The following is a 14,899-nucleotide window of genomic DNA, read 5'->3' as shown; positions in this document are numbered from 1 at the left end:
CGCCCCCCGCCCCCCCGGCGGGGTGGGGGGGGGGCTTTTTTTTTTTTTTTTGTTTTTTTTTCGGGGGGGCGCGGGGGGGGGGCCCCCCCCCCCCCCCCCCCCCCCCCCTCTCCGTTCGTGTCCGTACGGGCCGCTACAGCGCGACGCCCAGCAGCGCGTCGACGGCGCGGGAGACGACGCCGGGCGCTCCGGTGTCCGTGCCGCCGGTCTCCTGCTGGAGCGCGGCCCAGCGGTCGACCGCGGCGAGCGCCGCCGGGGAGTCCAGGTCGTTCGCGAGGGCCTCGCGGATCTCCTCGACGAGCGCCTCGGCGGGCGGGCCGTCGGGCCGGGAGACGGCGGCGCGCCACCGCTCCAGCCGGTCGACGGCGTCCCGCAGCACCTGGTCGGTCCACTCCCAGTCGCCGCGGTAGTGGTGGGCGAGCAGCGTGAGCCGGACGGCGGCGGGGTCGACGCCCTCGCGGCGCAGCTGCGAGACGAAGACGAGGTTGCCCTTGGACTTCGACATCTTCTCGCCGTCGAGACCGACCATGCCGGCGTGGACGTACGCCTTGGCCATGGGGAACTCGCCGGTGAGGACCTGGGCGTGCGAGGCGCCCATCTCGTGGTGCGGGAAGACGAGGTCGGAGCCGCCGCCCTGGACGTCGAAGCCCATGCCGAGGTGGTCGAGGGCGATGGCGACGCACTCGATGTGCCAGCCGGGGCGTCCGCGGCCGAGGGAGCCGCCGTCCCAGCTGGGCTCACCCTCGCGGGCGGCCATCCACAGCATCGGGTCGAGCGGGTTCTTCTTGCCCGGGCGGTCCGGGTCGCCGCCCCGCTCGGCCGACAGCAGCCGCATGGCGTCCGCGTCGAGACGGGAGACGCCGCCGAAGTGGGGGTCGGACTCGACGGAGAAGTAGATGTCGCCCTCGAGCTCGTAGGCCGCGCCGGCGTCGCGCAGCCGTTCGACGAGCGGGACGATGCCGGGTATGGCCTCGACCGCGCCTATGTAGTGCCGGGGCGGGAGCATGCGCAGGGCGGTCATGTCCTCGCGGAAGAGAGCGGTCTCCTTCTCGGCGAGGGCGGTCCAGTCGACGCCGTCCCGCTCGGCCCGTTCCAGGAGGGGGTCGTCGACGTCGGTGACGTTCTGGACGTAGTGGACCTGCCGCTTGTTGTCGAGCCACACGCGCTGCACGAGGTCGAACGCGTTGTAGGTCGCCGCGTGCCCCATGTGGGTGGCGTCGTACGGGGTGATGCCGCAGACGTAGAGACGGGCGACGGGACCGGGGGTGAGGGTGACGAGGCCGCCGGTCGCGGTGTCGTGGATCCTCAGGTCGCGGCCCTGACCAGGCAGGGCGGGGACCTCGGAAGCGGGCCAGGCATGCATGACATGAGCCTAACCGGACGGATGTTCCGTGCACGAACCGGACCGGGACGGATGGCCGGTGAGGCGCTCTTGCGCGTCACCGGCCGTCGTGCGGGTCCGGCGCCTACACGGGCGGCCAGGGGATGGCCGGCCACTCCCCGCTCGGCTCCGGATGCTTCCCGGACGACAGGAGCGCGCCGACCCGCGCGCGGGTGGCGTCCACTTCCGCGGGGGTGAGCAGTGCGCCGAGCCGGGCGGCGAGGGGCGCGCCGTCCTTCAGGGCCTCCTGGAGGGCGTCGAGCACCGCCAGGGCCTCGGCGGTCAGCGGCTCGCCCGCCCAGCCCCACAGGAGGGTGCGCAGCTTGTCCTCGGTGTGGAAGGTCACCCCGTGGTCGATGCCGTAGAGCCGTTCCCCGGGCGCGGGCAGCAGGTGTCCGCCCTTGCGGTCGGCGTTGTTGATCACGGCGTCCAGCACGGCGAGGCGGCGCAGCCGCTCGTCGTCCGCGTGCACGAGCAGCGCGGTGCGTCCCTCGCCGACCTCGGCGAGGGCGACCGCCTTCCAGCCGGGGCCGGGTTCCTCGTCCTCCACCAGGGCGAGCAGCTCCGTCTCCGGTACGGCGTCGATCCACAGCTGGACCATGCCCTCGCCGTACGGGCCGTCGCGCAGCACGGTGGGCGGCACGAGGCCCCAGCCGGTCGCCTCGGAGACCTCGTACGCGGCGGCCTCGCGCCGGGCGAGGCTGCCGTCGGGGAAGTCCCACAGGGGGCGCTCCCCCGCCACGGGTTTGTAGACGCAGGCCGCCTCGCGCCCCTCGTGCGTCACCGTGCAGTACAGCGCCGCGTTGGAGGCCTCACGGATGCGGCCGCGCACGGTCAGCTCGCCCCGGGCGAGCAGCTCGGCGGCCGCCGCGCCGGGGGTCACGCTCCGCGGCGGTATCCGTTCTGGCGCGGACATACGTGTCCTTCCGGGTCGAGCGGGAGGCTGCACAGCGGGCACGGCGGCCGCCCGGCGTTGACGACGTCGAGGGCGCGCTTGGCGAAGGCCCTGGCCTGCGCGCCGGTGAGGCGGACCCGGAGCATCGGGGGGCCGTTCTCCTCGTCCTGCAGAAGTCTCTCCTCGGCCTCCGCGAGCTCCTCCTCGGACTCGACGTCCAGCTCCACGAGGGCCTGCGCCTCGACGATCATGCACTGGTCCTCGCCGTCCCAGGCGAGCGCCATGGTGCCGACCCGGAACTCCTCCTCGACGGGGGTCTCCAGCGGCGCCGTGTCGGCGTTGTCGGTGGGGGCCACGGCGGGGACGACGGTGCTGCCGCCGCTACGCCGTACGACCTCGTCGAGGAGCTCGTCCATGCGTTCGGCGAGCGCGGCCACCTGGGTCTTCTCCAGGGCCACGCTGGTCACCCGGGAGCCGGCGACGGCCTGGAGGAAGAACGTACGGCGTCCGGGCAGTCCGACCGTGCCGGCCACGAAGCGATCCGGTCGGTCGTAGAGGAACACCTGACGGGACACGTCCTGTCTCCATGGGAAGTCGGGGAAGCGGGAATTCGGGAAGGGGGCGGTTCTGCGGTCGCCTCACCCTACTGCGGGCGACGATCACGGTGCGCCCGCACCGCCACCGACCGGTGCGTCCCCCTCCGCGGGGGTCTCGTGCGGCGCCAGGGAGGAGAGGTCGCCGGTGTCGCCGAGGCGCAGGAGGTAGGGCCGCAGCCGGGTGTAGCGGATCGCGGTGACGGAGCAGGGCTCGGCCTGGATGCGCTGGAAGAGGTCGAGGTGGAGGCCGAGCGCGTCCGCGACGAGGGACTTGATGATGTCGCCGTGGGAGCACATGAGGTAGACGGCGTCGGCGCCGTGGTCGCGCTCCACGCGCGCGTTCCACTCGCGTACCGCCTCGGCGGCGCGGGTCTGCATGGCGCGCATCGACTCGCCGCCGGGGAACGCCGCCGCGGAGGGGTGCGTCTGCACCACCTCCATCAGGGGTTCGTCCTTCAGCTCGGCGAGTTTGCGGCCGGACCAGTCGCCGTAGTGGCACTCCCCGATCCGCTCGTCGGTGTGCGCCCGCAGTCCGGGCCGGGCGTCGAGCAGGGGCCGGACCGTCTCCTGACAGCGCTGCAGCGGGCTCGCGACGACCTCGGCGAGCGGCAGGCCGGCGAGCCGGCCGGGCAGCGCGGCGGCCTGTGCGGCCCCGCGTTCGTCGAGGGCGACGCCGGGCGTCCAGCCGGCGAGCAGCCCCTCGGTGTTGGCGGTGGAACGTCCGTGCCTGACCAGGATCAGCGTGGGCATGCGGACAGGGTAGGCGTACGACGCGGCGCGAGGGCGCCGGGGCGAGGAGAGGACGCGTTCGGTGATCGTCGACTGTGCCATCTACCGGGACGGCCACCGGACGGACGGCCCCGAGGACTTCTCCGACGCGCTCGGCGAGGCGCGGGAGGCGGGCGGCTTCGTGTGGATCGGGCTGTACGAGCCGACGGAGGAGGAGTTCGACCTGGTCACCCAGGAGTTCGGGCTGCATCCGCTGGCCGTGGAGGACGCTCTGAAGGCCCACCAGCGGCCCAAGCTGGAGGTGTACGAGGACTCGCTCTTCGCCGTTCTGAAGCCGGTGGTGTACGAGCCGGAGAGCGACGCCGTCTCCACCGGGGAGCTCATGATCTTCCTGGGCGACGCGTTCGTGGTCGTCGTCCGGCACGGCGAGGGGTCCCCGCTGAAGGCCGTGCGGCAGCGGCTGGAGCACGAGCCCGAACTGCTCGGGAAGGGCCCCACCTCGGTGCTGTACGCGATAGCCGACGCCACCGTCGACCACTATCTGGAGGTCGCGGTCGAGCTGCAGAACGACCTGGAGGAGCTGGAGGCGGAGGTCTTCTCGCCGGAGGGCGGCGGATCGCGGCACACGGCGTCGCGCATCTACACCTTCAAGCGGCAGATCCTGGAGTTCCGCCGCGCGACCGGACCGCTCGCGCCGCCGCTGGCCCGCCTGGCCGGGACGGGGGTGTTCGGTGCCGGGGTGCCGTTCGTGGACGACCGAGCGCGGCCCTTCTTCCGGGACGTCAACGACCACCTCACGCGCGTGAACGAGTCGGTGGAGGGGCTGGACCGGCTGGTCTCGGACGTCCTGTCGGCCCACCTGGCGCAGACGGGCGTCCGGCAGAACGACGACATGCGGAAGATCTCCGCGTGGGCGGCCATGGCCGCGGTCCCCACGATGCTCGCGGGGATCTACGGCATGAACTTCGCGCACATGCCGGAGCTGCGCTGGGTGTGGGGCTATCCGGCGGTGATCGTGCTGATGGTGGTGCTGGAGGTGCTGCTGTTCCGGACCTTCAAGCGCCGGGGCTGGCTGTAGGGGCCGGATCCGGGGGTTCCGGTGCCTCAGGCGATTCCGGGCGCCGGGGCCGCGGGGCCGCCGAGCGCGTCGCGCCGCTCGGGCGTCCGCAGCGTCACCATGCGGCGCCAGCCGGCCAGCCGTTCCCAGGCGTACATCGCGTGGATGCCCGCCGCGAGCACCGCCGACCTCGCCCGTGACCAGCCGAGGATGCGGCCCATGCGGGCCATCACCGCGAGGCTGACGTCCCGGTGGACGCGGATCTCGGCGAGCGCGCACTCGCGCAGGGTCCGCCGGATGTACCGGCCGTGTCCGGCGGCGGCGAAACGCAGCAGTTCCTCATGGGAGTAGGCGAGGTGGTTGTCCTCGTCGGCGGAGATCATGCGTACGGCCCGGCCCAGGTCGGGGTGGTCCGCGAAGTGCTTCAGGAGCAGCGCCATCTGTTCGGCGGCGCGCTGCTCGGTGACCCTGCTGTGCGCGAGGTAGGTGATGACGTCCCGCTGGGTGAGGGGCCGGTCGGCCTTGAGCTTCTCGTGGGCGAGGCCGATGCCGCGCCGCTCCAGGAGCATGGTGTAGTCGGTGTCGGGGGGCACGTCGACGGGTTCGAGGCCGCGCTTCCTCAGCAGGGCGCCGAAGATCCGCCCGTGCTTGTCCTCGTCCGCGCCGTGCCGGGTGATCTTGGGGGCGAGGGCGCGTTCGCTCTCCGGTACCAGCGCCGCGATACGCGCGTTCTCCCAGCCGCCCTGCGACTCACCGCTGGCCGCGATGGAGCAGAAGAGACGGAACGCCTCGTCGTCGTCGACGATCTCCTGGAACAGGCTCTTGGCCGAAAGCATCGCTGTCACCTCTCCGCCGGCGCGGTCTCCCACTGGTTCCGCGGTCTCCGCGGTCTCCGCGAGGAACGAGTCAACTGCGGGGCGGGGGGCGCGGCAACAGGTGCGCGGGGCGGGTCCGCCGAACGAAGGACGACGGGGAAGCGGCAGGGCGTAACCTCATGCGCGCGGGCGCGTTGTTCCCCGTGACGGCCGTGGCGGGGAAGACCCCCCGAGCCCCCACCACGGCCGCAGACCTCAGGGACGGGCGTGCGCCTCAGGCGAGTCCGGCGCGCTCCAGGGCCTCCGTGCCCGCGCGGAGCGAGGCGAGCCGCTCGTCCAGTGTGAAACCGGCGGGGGCCAGCGTCAGCGTGGTGACACCGGCGGCGGCGTAGGCCTTCATCCGGTCCGCGATCCGGTCGACGCTGCCGAGCAGGGTCGTGCGGTCGATCAGATCGTGCGGTACGGCCGCGGCGGCGCCCTGCTTGTCGCCGGACAGGTACTTGTCCTGGATCTCGGCGGCCTCCCGCTCGTAGCCCATGCGCCGGGCGAGCTGGTTGTAGAAGTTCTGCTTGCGGCTGCCCATGCCGCCGACGTACAGGGCGGTGTAGGGGCGGAAGGTGTCGGCGAGCGTGGTGACGTCCTTGTCGTCGCCGAGGGCGAGCGGGAGGGTGGGGACGATGTCGAAGCCCTCGAGGGTCTTGCCGGCCTTCTCGCGTCCGGCGCGCAGGTGCCGGACCGCGGTCTCCTCCAGGTGGTCGGCGGAGGGGAAGATCAGCAGGGCGCCGTCGGCGATCTCGCCGGTCTGCTCCAGGTTCTTCGGGCCGATCGCGGCGATGTACAGCGGGATGTGCTCGCGCTGCGGGTGCACGGTCAGCTTGATCGGCTTGCCGGGGCCGCCGGGCAGCGGCAGCGTCCAGTGCTCCCCGTCGTGGGTGAGGCGCTCGCGGGACATGGCCTTGCGCACGATCTCGACGTACTCGCGGGTGCGGGCCAGCGGTTTGTCGAACTTCACGCCGTACCAGCCCTCGGAGACCTGCGGTCCGGAGACGCCGAGGCCGAGGCGGAAGCGGCCGCCGGAGAGGGAGTCGAGGGTGGCCGCCGTCATCGCGGTCATCGCGGGCTGGCGGGCCGGGATCTGGAAGATGGCCGAGCCCACGTCGATGCGCTCGGTGTGGGCGGCCACCCAGGTGAGCACGGTGGCCGCGTCGGAGCCGTAGGCCTCGGCGGCCCAGCAGACGGCGTAGCCGAGCCGGTCGGCCTCCTGGGCGACGGCCAGGTTGTCCGCGTCCATTCCGGCACCCCAGTAGCCGAGGTTGATACCGAGCTGCATGGCCGATTCCCCTTACCGATCAGTAACGTCTGTTGCGCCCGACCTTAGCGCGCGCTTCCGGTTGTCCACAGGCCCCCACGGCGCAAGCCGTGGCCAGTAATGTCGGCGTTCATGGAGCAGAGGCATCTCGGCCGCACCGGCCTGCGCGTGTCCCGCATCGGTCTCGGCACCCTGACATGGGGCCGGGACACCGACGAGCATGACGCCGCCGGCCTCTTGAAGACCTTCTGGGAAGCGGGCGGCACCCTCGTCGACACGGCGGACGTGTACGGGGACGGGGAGGCCGAGTACCTGCTGGGCCGGCTCATGGAGGGCCTGGTGCCGCGCCGGGACCTGGTGATCTCCACCAAGGCGGGCAGCGTGCCGGATCCCGACCGCCGCTTCGACGGGTCGCGGGCCCACCTGCTGTCCGCGCTGGACGCCTCGCTGGCCCGGCTCGGCACGGACCACGTCGACGTGTGGCACCTGCACGCCTTCGACCCGCACACGCCGCTGGAGGAGACGCTGCACGCGCTCGACGTGGCGGTGAGCAGCGGCCGGGCCCGGTACGCGGGCGTGTCGAACTTCTGCGGCTGGCAGCTGGCCAAGGCGGCGACCTGGCAGCTGGCCGCGCCGGGCGTGCGGAACCGGCTGGCGAGCACGCAGATGGAGTACTCGCTGCTGCAGCGCGGCGTGGAGCGCGAGGTGCTGCCGGCCGCCCTGGACCTGGGCATCGGCCTGCTGCCCTCGTCGCCGCTGGGCCGCGGGGTGCTCACCGGCAAGTACCGCAGGGACGCCGTGCCGGCCGGCTCGCGGGGCGCCTCCGACCATCTGGCCGGGTTCGTCGCCCCCTACCTCGACGACACGGCCGGTCACATCGTGGACGCGGTGGCGACGGCGGCCGACGGGCTCGCGGTGACCCCGCTCCAGGTGGCGCTCGCCTGGGTCCGGGACCGGCCCGGCGTGGTCGCGCCGATCGTCGGCGCGCGCAACGCGCAGCAGCTCACGGCGGCGCTGTCAGTGGAGACCCTTAGTCTTCCTGACGAGATCTGCCGGGCGCTCGACGACGTGTCGGCGCCGGTGCACCGCTATCCCGATCACGACTGGAGCACGCTGTGAGCACGGAGCCCGCATCCCCTGAGGACCCCACGGAGGCCGTGGACACCGGGCCGGGGACACCGGGCGCGGGCGCCGCGGAGGAGACCGGGCCCGGAGGCGCCGCGGCCGGGGTGCCACGGGGACCGGGGTCCGACGGGGCCGGGGAAAGCGCCGCCGGGCCCGTGGGGGACGCGGCCGACGCGGCCGGGGAGCCGCAGGAGCAGGAGCCGGACGATGCCGGGGGTGCCGCCGCCCCTGGCGAGGCGGAGTCCGGCGAAGCCGGGGACGGTGCGGCGGTCCGCATGTCCGAGGCCGAGGCCGAGCTGGCCGCCCAGCGACTCGAGCGGGAGCGGATCGAGCGGCGGAAGGCCGAGAAGCAGGCACCGATCACCAGCGGGACCAAGCTCAGCGGCACCGCGGCCGAGCTGCTGGCCGCCGTGCGCGCCGTGGAGAGCGGCGAGAAGCCGCCGGCGACGGTCTTCGCCGAGCCCCGGCCCGCCGCTCCCCCGCACCCCGGCCCCGAGCCGGTACGGCGCCCCCGCCCGGAGCCGGCCGGTCCCGCCGCCGCGCCGGCCGGTCCCGCTCCGGAGACCGTGCGGGCCGTGAGCCGTGTCCTGGCCGAGGGCGGTGCCCCCGAGGCGCTCGCCCCGCAGGCCGCCGCGCTCCTCGGCGAGGCGGCGGACGAGGCTCTGCGCGCGGATCCCTGGCAGCTGCTCCGGGTCACCGGGGTGCGGCCGGAGCAGGCCGACGGCTTCGCGCGGGCGCTGCTCGGCGCGGAGTGCGGCCCGGACGACGAACGACGGGGACGCGCCGTCACCGTCTGGCTGCTGGAGCAGGCGGCCCTGACCGGTCACACGGCGCTGGAGCTGCCGCGGCTCACGGCCGCGCTGGCCCATCGGGGCGTTCCGGATCCCGACGCGGCCGTGCAGAACGCCCTCGCCGAGGGCGAGGCCCTGGCCTTCCAGGACGCCCTGGAGGAGACCGGCACCGCTCCGGACCGTACGGGCGGCGCGGTCGCGGAGGGGGCGGGGCCGGACGAGGCCGAGGAACGACCGGTACGGATCCTGGTCGGCCTGGAGCGGTACGCGCTCGCCGAGGAGAGCCTCGCCGACGGACTGGCCCGGCTGGTCGTCTCGGTGCCGAAGCAGGGCGGTGCGGCGGCCGACTGGGAGCGGGCCGCCGCCGCTGCCCCGGGCGCCGCGGCCGACCTGATCCGCGCCGTCGCGGACCACGCGCTGGTGCTGCACACCGGCGGGGAGGCGTCCCTGGCCGAGCCCGCGGCGCTGCTGCGGGCGGCGCACGGCCTCGGGCTGCGGGCCTGGGCCGCCGCCCACGGCCCGCTCGGCAGGGACCGTTTCGCCGCCCTGCAGGCCGGCCAGGCCACCGCGTCGGCCACGCCGCACCCGGACTCCCCCGCGCCGGGCCCCGGTGTCCCCGACGGGCAGACGGCCGGCGCTCTCCGCGTCGTCACCGTGGCCGGGCTGCTGTCCGGGGCCGAGGGGCCCGGGCGGGACGCGGACGGTGCGCTGGACCTCGATCTGCTGGTCGTGCTGGACGCGCCGCAGGTGGATGTGGAGGCGGGGGCCCTGCTGGCCGAGTCGATGCCCGACGGCGGGCGGCTGGTGCTGTCCGGTGATCCCGGGGTGCTGTGGTCCGTGGGCCCGGGGCGGGTCTTCGCGGACCTGCTGGCGGCGCGGATCTGTCCCCAGATCGCGTCGCGGCGCCCGGATCCGGGCCCCTTGGGCGAGCTGGTCTCCGGCATCGGCATCGGTGAGCTGGCGCAGGTGGAGGCGCCCGGCAAGGAGGTCGTGATCGTGCCCGTGCGGGACGCGGGCGAGGCCGTGCACCGGACCGTGCAGCTCGTCGTGGACTCGGTGCCGCGCGCGATCGGCGTCCCCGCCGAGGAGACCCAGGTGATCACGCCGGGCCACGGCGGCGCGGCGGGCACACGGGTGCTCAACGCCGCCCTGAAGGAACGGCTGAACCCGGGCCCGGGCCGCTTCGGCGGTTTCGACCCCGGCGACCGTGTCGTCCACACCCCGGCGCCGGGCCGTACGCTGCCGGGCCGCGTGGTGAAGGCCGACGCCGACGGACTGCACCTGTCGTGCGCGGGCGGGACCGTCGTCGTGCCGAAGGACCGGGTGGAGCGTTCCGTACGGCACGGATGGGCGCTGACCGCGCACCAGGCCGTGGGCGGCCGGTGGCCGGCGGTGGTCGTGGTCCTGCCCGGGGACGCCGCGCAGGCGCTGAGCCGCCCGTGGGTCTACACGGCGTTCGGGCGGGCCGCCCGTCATCTGTCCGTGGTGCACGGTGTGGACCAGGCGCTGCCCCGTGCCGTCGCCGAGGTGCCGGCGAAGCCGCGTACCACCCGGCTGCCGGCACTGCTCGCTCCGCAGGTCCCGGTGAGCGGCTGACCCCGGCCCACCCCGGCCCGCCCTGCGTCCGCCGGGGCAGGCGGTCACGGCGGGGCGGCGGTCATGGGTACCTGCCTGTGACCGCCGCCCGTTTCCTCGTGTCCCGCTCGGGTCAGCGGTGCGCCCGCGACCGCCGTGGCTCGCCGTCCTCTTCCCCGTCCTCCTCTTCTCCGTCCGGTGCCGGATCCTCGTCCGATTCGCTGTCGAGGTCCTCCTCCAGCTCCGTCACCTCCACTTCGTCTTCGTCGTCCGTGTCGTCGTCGAACTCGTCGTCGAAGACCGCACTGACGTCGAAGCGGCAGACCACCTGCTGCGGATCGACCTGGTCGAACGGCGCCTCCAGCCACTCGCCCGGTTCGGCGATCTCGTCCGCGGCCGTCACCCAGAGCGTGGAGTCGCCCTCCTCGAGACCGAACTCCTTGTGCCGGGAGGCGATCTCGTCCGCCTCGAACTCGCCGAACAGGATGCCGAGCGCCCCGTGGACCGTGGCGGATGCGTCACCTCCCACCCCGGCCTCGTCGTCCGCCGCCTCGATCCGCCGCGCCTGCGCCATCAGCCGCTGCGGTTCCGCCACTTCGTAGTCCCGGCGGATCAGCACGCTCAGCGCGTGCGGTTCCTCGGGGCCCTTGTAGGGCGGCAGCGTGTCGTCGGCGCCGGGGATCTCGAAGGGCGTCACCTCGTCGTAACGGTCGTAGAGCAGTTCGTCGTACGTCTCCGCGGCCGCGGCCAGCTGGTTGAACGCTTCGTAGACGGCCGGGTCGTCCTCGCCCGACCGGCGTTCGACCGCGGCCAGGTGGCGGTCGAGCGCGGTCTTGACCGCCTCGGCGGCGGCGCGTACCTCGGCAGCGGTGGGCTGCGCAGCATCAGACATAGTGCAGACGCTATCCGTACCGGGCCCCGACCCGCACAATAGATGCGATGCCGGAATACGAATTTGTCGACGTGTACGTGCCACGCGGGGTTTCCCGCAAGGAGACGACACGCCTGCTGACCGACCATGCCGAGTACGGACACTGGGAGTTGTACCGCCTGAGCCTGCTGCGCGACGGCAGCCGCAGGGTGCGGTTGCGGCGGCGGATCATCCGCCAGGTACGCGCCACCTGGTGAGCGGCGCCGGGGCCCGGCGCCGTGGGACAGAACGGGTACGGAGCGGGTCCCGCCGGTGCGGGGCCCGCTCCGCGCGCCCGTGTGCCTGTGCGCCGCCTCAGACCGAGGCGCGCGCCTTGCGGTAGAGCACCGCGCCGGCGAGCAGCGCACCCGCGCCCACCGGCAGCGCGAGGCCCAGCGGCAGGTCGCTGCCGGTCTCGGCGAGCTGCACGTCGGGCCGGGGCTGGGTGACGGTCTGGGTGCCCGGCCGGTTGACGTGCGAGGAGCCGCCGGGCGTCTCGTCGTCCGGGGTGGTCGGGGTGCCGGGTTCACCGGGGTTGCCCGGTTCACCGGGATTTCCGGGCTCGCCCGGCTCTCCCGGCGGGGTGGTGGGGTTTCCGCCGCCCCCGTTGGCGCAGTCGTTGCCCGTGGCCGGGTTGAGGACGCCGACGACATCGATCGTGTTGCCGCAGACGTTCACCGGGACGTCCACCGGCACCTGGACGTGGTTGCCGGAGCCGACGCCGGGCGAGTCGGTGGCGTGCCCGTCGGCGTGCGAGCCGCCGTGCTCCCCGGAGTCGCCGTGCTCCCCGGAGCCGCCGTACCCGCCGGACGCGTCGCCGCTCCCGTTGGCGCACGCGTTGCCCATCGCGGGGTTGAGGACGCCGACGACGTCGACCGTGTTGCCGCAGACGTTCACCGGCACGTGCACCGGCACCTGCACCGTGTTGCCGGACAGCACGCCGGGCGAGTGCGCACTGGAACCGTGCGCCCCCGAGTCGGCGTGGGCGGCACCGCCCGCCGCGGCGATCACGCCGGTGGCGGCCGCCATCGTCATCAGGCCCTTGCGGGTGACCTGTCGCATGTCGAAATCCCTGCCTTGCCCTAGTCCCGTAGTCCCGTGATCCCGTGGTGCCGGGAAATTCCGTCGTTCCCGACCTCGGCGCACCCTGGTTCTTCTCAGCCCCCGAAATCCGTCGGCCCCGGAGCGCATGGCGCGCGCTCCGGGGCCGACGGACCCGGTCCCTCGAAGGGCGAGGAGCGACGTCAGTCGTTGATGCAGACGTTGCCGAAGGCGGGGTTCAGCAGGCCGATCACGGAGATCGTGTTGCCGCAGACGTTCACCGGGACGTGCACGGGGGCCTGGACGACGTTGCCGGAAAGCACACCCGGGGAGTGCGCGGCGACACCCTGCGCACCGGAGTCGGCGGCGGCCATGCCCGCGCCCGCGAGAACCAGACCACCGGTGGCCGCCACGGTGGCGACGATCTTCTTGAGCATTGTTCCTCCTGGTTGAAAAGGCGATCCGAGGTTGCCGATCGCATTACCTGTAACGAGGAGGGAGTAATGAGGCTACGAGCTTATGAGCGCATTCACCCTTCCCGGGAGCCTCCCGCACGTGCGGGCGATTCCCGGTGAAGGGTGAAGTCTCGTTTCAGCGGGACGATTCAGGACGCGTCGATGAACCGGTCGAGCACCCGCACGCCGAACCGCAGGCCGTCCACCGGCACACGCTCGTCGACGCCGTGGAACATGCCGGCGAAGTCCAGCTCCGGCGGCAGCTTGAGGGGCGCGAAGCCGAAGCCCCGGATGCCGAGGTCGTCGAAGGACTTGGCGTCCGTGCCGCCGGAGAGCATGTACGGGATCGCCTTCGCGGCCGGGTCCTCCGCCACCAGCGCGGACTGCATCGCGTCCACGAGGGCTCCGTCGAAGGTGGTCTCGACGGCCTTGTCGGAGTGCACGTCCTCGCGCCGCACCCGCGGTCCCAGGATCCGGTCGAGGTCGGCCAGGAACTCCTCCTCGTGTCCGGGCAGGAAGCGCCCGTCGACGTGGGCGGTCGCCTCGCCCGGGATGACGTTGACCTTGTAACCGGCGCCGAGCTGCGTGGGGTTGGCGGTGTTGCTCAGGGTCGCGCCGATGAGCTTGGCGATGCCGCCGAGCCTGGCCAGGGTCCCCTCCATGTCCTCGGGGTCCAGCTCGGTGCCGAGGGCGTCGCCCAGTTCGTCGAGGAAGGCCCGGGTGGTCTTCGTGACGCGGACGGGGAACTTGTGCCGGCCCAGGCGCGCGACGGCCTCCGACAGCTCGGTGATGGCGTTGTCTCGGTGGATCATCGACCCGTGCCCGGCGGTGCCGGCCACGGTCAGCTTCATCCAGTGCATGCCCTTCTCGGCCGTCTGGATCAGATACAGCCGGCGCTGCTCGCTGACGGTGAAGGAGAAGCCGCCCACCTCGCTGATCGCCTCGGTGACGCCCTCGAAGAGGTGCGGGTGGTTGTCGACCAGGTACCGGGCGCCGTACGTGCCGCCGGCCTCCTCGTCGGCGAGGAACGCCAGGACGATGTCCCGGGGCGGTTTGCGCCCGCTGCGCATGCGGTCGCGGACGACCGCGAGGGTCATCGCGTCCATGTCCTTCATGTCGACCGCGCCGCGCCCCCACACGCACCCGTCGGCGACCTCGCCGGAGAAGGGGTGGTGGGTCCAGTCGTCCGCGTTGGCCGGGACGACGTCGGTGTGGCCGTGGATGAGCAGCGCGGGCCGGGACGGGTCCTCGCCCTCGATCCGGGCCACCGTGGAGGCGCGTCCCGGGTGGGACTCGAAGATCTGCGGCTCGAGGCCCACCTCGGCGAGCTTCTCGGCGACGTACTCGGCCGCCTTGCGCTCGCCGGGGCCCGAGTGGTCGCCGTAGTTGCTGGTGTCGATCCGGATCAGCTCGCGGCAGAGGTCGACGACCTCGTCCTCGCCGGTGACGCTCCTGGCCGTGCCCGACTCGCTCACGTGCTTCCTCCCGCTGTCACTGCTGGTGGTCCCCCTCATCCTCCCCCTCCGGACGTCCGGGCCCAAGACCGGTCCCGGCCCGGTCACACCCCGTTCACGCCGGGACGGGGTGTGACCGGGCACCCCCGAAAGCCTGGTAATGTTTACGTCGTCGCCACGGGGAACACCCCGAGCGGCAGACACCTTGTCCGGGTGGCGGAATGGCAGACGCGCTAGCTTGAGGTGCTAGTGCCCTTTATCGGGCGTGGGGGTTCAAGTCCCCCCTCGGACACCAGATGAGACCCCTGCCGAGCAGGGGTCTTCTTCTTTTCCGGGCTCCGCCCATGTTTCCGGGTCCCGGCCGCGGGCGGGCACAATGGCCGCCATGACCACGCGTTCCTGCCCCTGCGGGCTGCCCCAGACGTACGAGAAGTGCTGCGGCCGGTTCCACGCGGGGGCGGCGTCCGCGCCGAGCGCCGAGGCGCTGATGCGTTCGCGGTACAGCGCCTTCGTGAAGGGCGACGCGGGGTACCTGCTGCGGACGTGGCATCCGAGGACGCGGCCGGCGCGTCTCGACCTGGACCCGGGGACGCGGTGGACGGGGCTGGAGATCCTGGAGACCGCCGACGGCTCCGCCTTCCACACCACCGGCACGGTCACCTTCCGCGCCTCCTACCGCGGCGGCTCCCTGCACGAGCGGAGCCGCTTCGAGCGGGTCGACGGGGCCTGGGTGTACGTCGACGGGGAGTTCCTGAGCTGACGGGGA

At 73.3% G+C, this 14,899-nt stretch carries 15 protein-coding genes and 1 tRNA gene; 6 read left to right on the top strand and 10 right to left on the bottom strand.

The genetic code is table 11. The features are described 5' to 3' along the window. Nucleotides 1-133: 133 nt before the first annotated feature. From mshC to ACFYOJ_RS30600, 4 genes are all read right to left on the bottom strand, one after another. A complete protein-coding gene (mshC, locus tag ACFYOJ_RS30615) occupies nt 134-1,363 on the bottom strand; it encodes a cysteine--1-D-myo-inosityl 2-amino-2-deoxy-alpha-D-glucopyranoside ligase (protein ID WP_356556467.1) in 1,230 nt (409 codons plus the stop codon). Nucleotides 1,364-1,466: 103 nt separating this feature from the next. Further along, on the bottom strand, nt 1,467-2,297 hold the full coding sequence (locus tag ACFYOJ_RS30610) for an SCO1664 family protein (protein ID WP_356556468.1): 831 nt from the start codon (nt 2,295-2,297) through the stop codon (nt 1,467-1,469). Next, entirely contained in the window at nt 2,261-2,851 is a 591-nt protein-coding gene (locus ACFYOJ_RS30605) for a DUF3090 domain-containing protein (protein ID WP_356556469.1), read from the bottom strand. Before ACFYOJ_RS30605 ends, ACFYOJ_RS30610 begins: the two co-directional genes overlap by 37 nt. An 84-nt stretch (nt 2,852-2,935) precedes the next feature. Beyond that, a complete protein-coding gene (locus ACFYOJ_RS30600) occupies nt 2,936-3,622 on the bottom strand; it encodes a histidine phosphatase family protein (RefSeq protein WP_356556470.1) in 687 nt (228 codons plus the stop codon). Nucleotides 3,623-3,683: 61 nt separating this feature from the next. Here ACFYOJ_RS30600 and corA point away from each other — a divergent pair, with 61 nt between their 5' ends. Then, nucleotides 3,684-4,679: a magnesium/cobalt transporter CorA gene (gene corA / locus ACFYOJ_RS30595; protein WP_356556471.1), complete on the top strand. Its 996-nt coding sequence runs from the start codon at nt 3,684-3,686 to the stop codon at nt 4,677-4,679. A gap of 26 nt (nt 4,680-4,705) precedes the next feature. Here the strand turns inward: corA and ACFYOJ_RS30590 are convergent, their stop codons facing one another. Both ACFYOJ_RS30590 and ACFYOJ_RS30585 read right to left on the bottom strand, forming a co-directional pair. Beyond that, a complete protein-coding gene (locus ACFYOJ_RS30590; protein ID WP_356556472.1) occupies nt 4,706-5,494 on the bottom strand; it encodes a ferritin-like domain-containing protein in 789 nt (262 codons plus the stop codon). 253 nt (nt 5,495-5,747) lie between these two features. Next, nucleotides 5,748-6,803 carry an LLM class F420-dependent oxidoreductase gene (locus tag ACFYOJ_RS30585; RefSeq protein WP_356556473.1) on the bottom strand — a complete coding sequence of 352 codons (1,056 nt, stop codon included), beginning with the start codon at nt 6,801-6,803 and terminating at the stop codon, nt 5,748-5,750. A gap of 111 nt (nt 6,804-6,914) precedes the next feature. Here ACFYOJ_RS30585 and ACFYOJ_RS30580 point away from each other — a divergent pair, with 111 nt between their 5' ends. Next, on the top strand, nt 6,915-7,901 hold the full coding sequence (locus ACFYOJ_RS30580; RefSeq protein ID WP_356556474.1) for an aldo/keto reductase: 987 nt from the start codon (nt 6,915-6,917) through the stop codon (nt 7,899-7,901). Further along, nucleotides 7,898-10,294, top strand: coding sequence for a helix-hairpin-helix domain-containing protein (locus ACFYOJ_RS30575; RefSeq protein ID WP_356556475.1), 2,397 nt, complete (start codon nt 7,898-7,900; stop codon nt 10,292-10,294). The genes ACFYOJ_RS30580 and ACFYOJ_RS30575 overlap by 4 nt, the downstream gene beginning before the upstream one ends. Nucleotides 10,295-10,406: 112 nt before the next feature. Here the strand turns inward: ACFYOJ_RS30575 and ACFYOJ_RS30570 are convergent, their stop codons facing one another. Then, nucleotides 10,407-11,165: a hypothetical protein gene (locus tag ACFYOJ_RS30570; RefSeq protein ID WP_356556476.1), complete on the bottom strand. Its 759-nt coding sequence runs from the start codon at nt 11,163-11,165 to the stop codon at nt 10,407-10,409. 47 nt (nt 11,166-11,212) lie between these two features. Here ACFYOJ_RS30570 and ACFYOJ_RS30565 point away from each other — a divergent pair, with 47 nt between their 5' ends. Next, nucleotides 11,213-11,401: a DUF5703 family protein gene (locus ACFYOJ_RS30565; RefSeq protein WP_027758838.1), complete on the top strand. Its 189-nt coding sequence runs from the start codon at nt 11,213-11,215 to the stop codon at nt 11,399-11,401. Between the two features lie 97 nt (nt 11,402-11,498). Here ACFYOJ_RS30565 and ACFYOJ_RS30560 read toward each other — a convergent pair whose 3' ends face one another. The 3 genes from ACFYOJ_RS30560 to ACFYOJ_RS30550 form a co-directional block, all read right to left on the bottom strand. Next, nucleotides 11,499-12,245: a chaplin family protein gene (locus ACFYOJ_RS30560; RefSeq protein WP_356556477.1), complete on the bottom strand. Its 747-nt coding sequence runs from the start codon at nt 12,243-12,245 to the stop codon at nt 11,499-11,501. Between the two features lie 182 nt (nt 12,246-12,427). Then, nucleotides 12,428-12,661 carry a chaplin ChpH gene (gene chpH, locus ACFYOJ_RS30555; RefSeq protein ID WP_356556478.1) on the bottom strand — a complete coding sequence of 78 codons (234 nt, stop codon included), beginning with the start codon at nt 12,659-12,661 and terminating at the stop codon, nt 12,428-12,430. 167 nt (nt 12,662-12,828) lie between these two features. Further along, nucleotides 12,829-14,154, bottom strand: coding sequence for a M20/M25/M40 family metallo-hydrolase (locus ACFYOJ_RS30550; protein ID WP_356556479.1), 1,326 nt, complete (start codon nt 14,152-14,154; stop codon nt 12,829-12,831). A gap of 186 nt (nt 14,155-14,340) precedes the next feature. Here ACFYOJ_RS30550 and ACFYOJ_RS30545 point away from each other — a divergent pair. Continuing rightward, nucleotides 14,341-14,428 (top strand) — tRNA-Leu (locus tag ACFYOJ_RS30545). A gap of 90 nt (nt 14,429-14,518) precedes the next feature. After that, nucleotides 14,519-14,893: a YchJ family protein gene (locus tag ACFYOJ_RS30540; RefSeq protein WP_356556480.1), complete on the top strand. Its 375-nt coding sequence runs from the start codon at nt 14,519-14,521 to the stop codon at nt 14,891-14,893. Nucleotides 14,894-14,899: the final 6 nt, after the last annotated feature.

Origin of the sequence: Streptomyces sp. NPDC006384, from assembly GCF_042870695.1 — a bacterium.
Taxonomy (GTDB): Bacteria; Actinomycetota; Actinomycetes; order Streptomycetales; family Streptomycetaceae; genus Streptomyces.
The sequence above is the reverse complement of the archived record's forward strand: the minus strand, read 5'-3'. Positions and strand labels throughout refer to the sequence as shown.

Bases quoted from the DNA above. Each gene is read 5' to 3' on its own strand.
- mshC (WP_356556467.1), bottom strand. From the start codon at position 1,363: ATGCATGCCTGGCCCGCTTCCGAGGTCCCCGCCCTGCCTGGTCAGGGC.
- ACFYOJ_RS30610 (WP_356556468.1), bottom strand. From the start codon at position 2,297: ATGTCCGCGCCAGAACGGATACCGCCGCGGAGCGTGACCCCCGGCGCG.
- ACFYOJ_RS30600 (WP_356556470.1), bottom strand. From the start codon at position 3,622: ATGCCCACGCTGATCCTGGTCAGGCACGGACGTTCCACCGCCAACACC.
- ACFYOJ_RS30590 (WP_356556472.1), bottom strand. From the start codon at position 5,494: ATGCTTTCGGCCAAGAGCCTGTTCCAGGAGATCGTCGACGACGACGAG.
- ACFYOJ_RS30585 (WP_356556473.1), bottom strand. From the start codon at position 6,803: ATGCAGCTCGGTATCAACCTCGGCTACTGGGGTGCCGGAATGGACGCG.
- ACFYOJ_RS30580 (WP_356556474.1), top strand. From the start codon at position 6,915: ATGGAGCAGAGGCATCTCGGCCGCACCGGCCTGCGCGTGTCCCGCATC.
- ACFYOJ_RS30570 (WP_356556476.1), bottom strand. From the start codon at position 11,165: ATGTCTGATGCTGCGCAGCCCACCGCTGCCGAGGTACGCGCCGCCGCC.
- ACFYOJ_RS30565 (WP_027758838.1), top strand. From the start codon at position 11,213: ATGCCGGAATACGAATTTGTCGACGTGTACGTGCCACGCGGGGTTTCC.
- ACFYOJ_RS30560 (WP_356556477.1), bottom strand. From the start codon at position 12,245: ATGCGACAGGTCACCCGCAAGGGCCTGATGACGATGGCGGCCGCCACC.
- chpH (WP_356556478.1), bottom strand. From the start codon at position 12,661: ATGCTCAAGAAGATCGTCGCCACCGTGGCGGCCACCGGTGGTCTGGTT.
- ACFYOJ_RS30540 (WP_356556480.1), top strand. From the start codon at position 14,519: ATGACCACGCGTTCCTGCCCCTGCGGGCTGCCCCAGACGTACGAGAAG.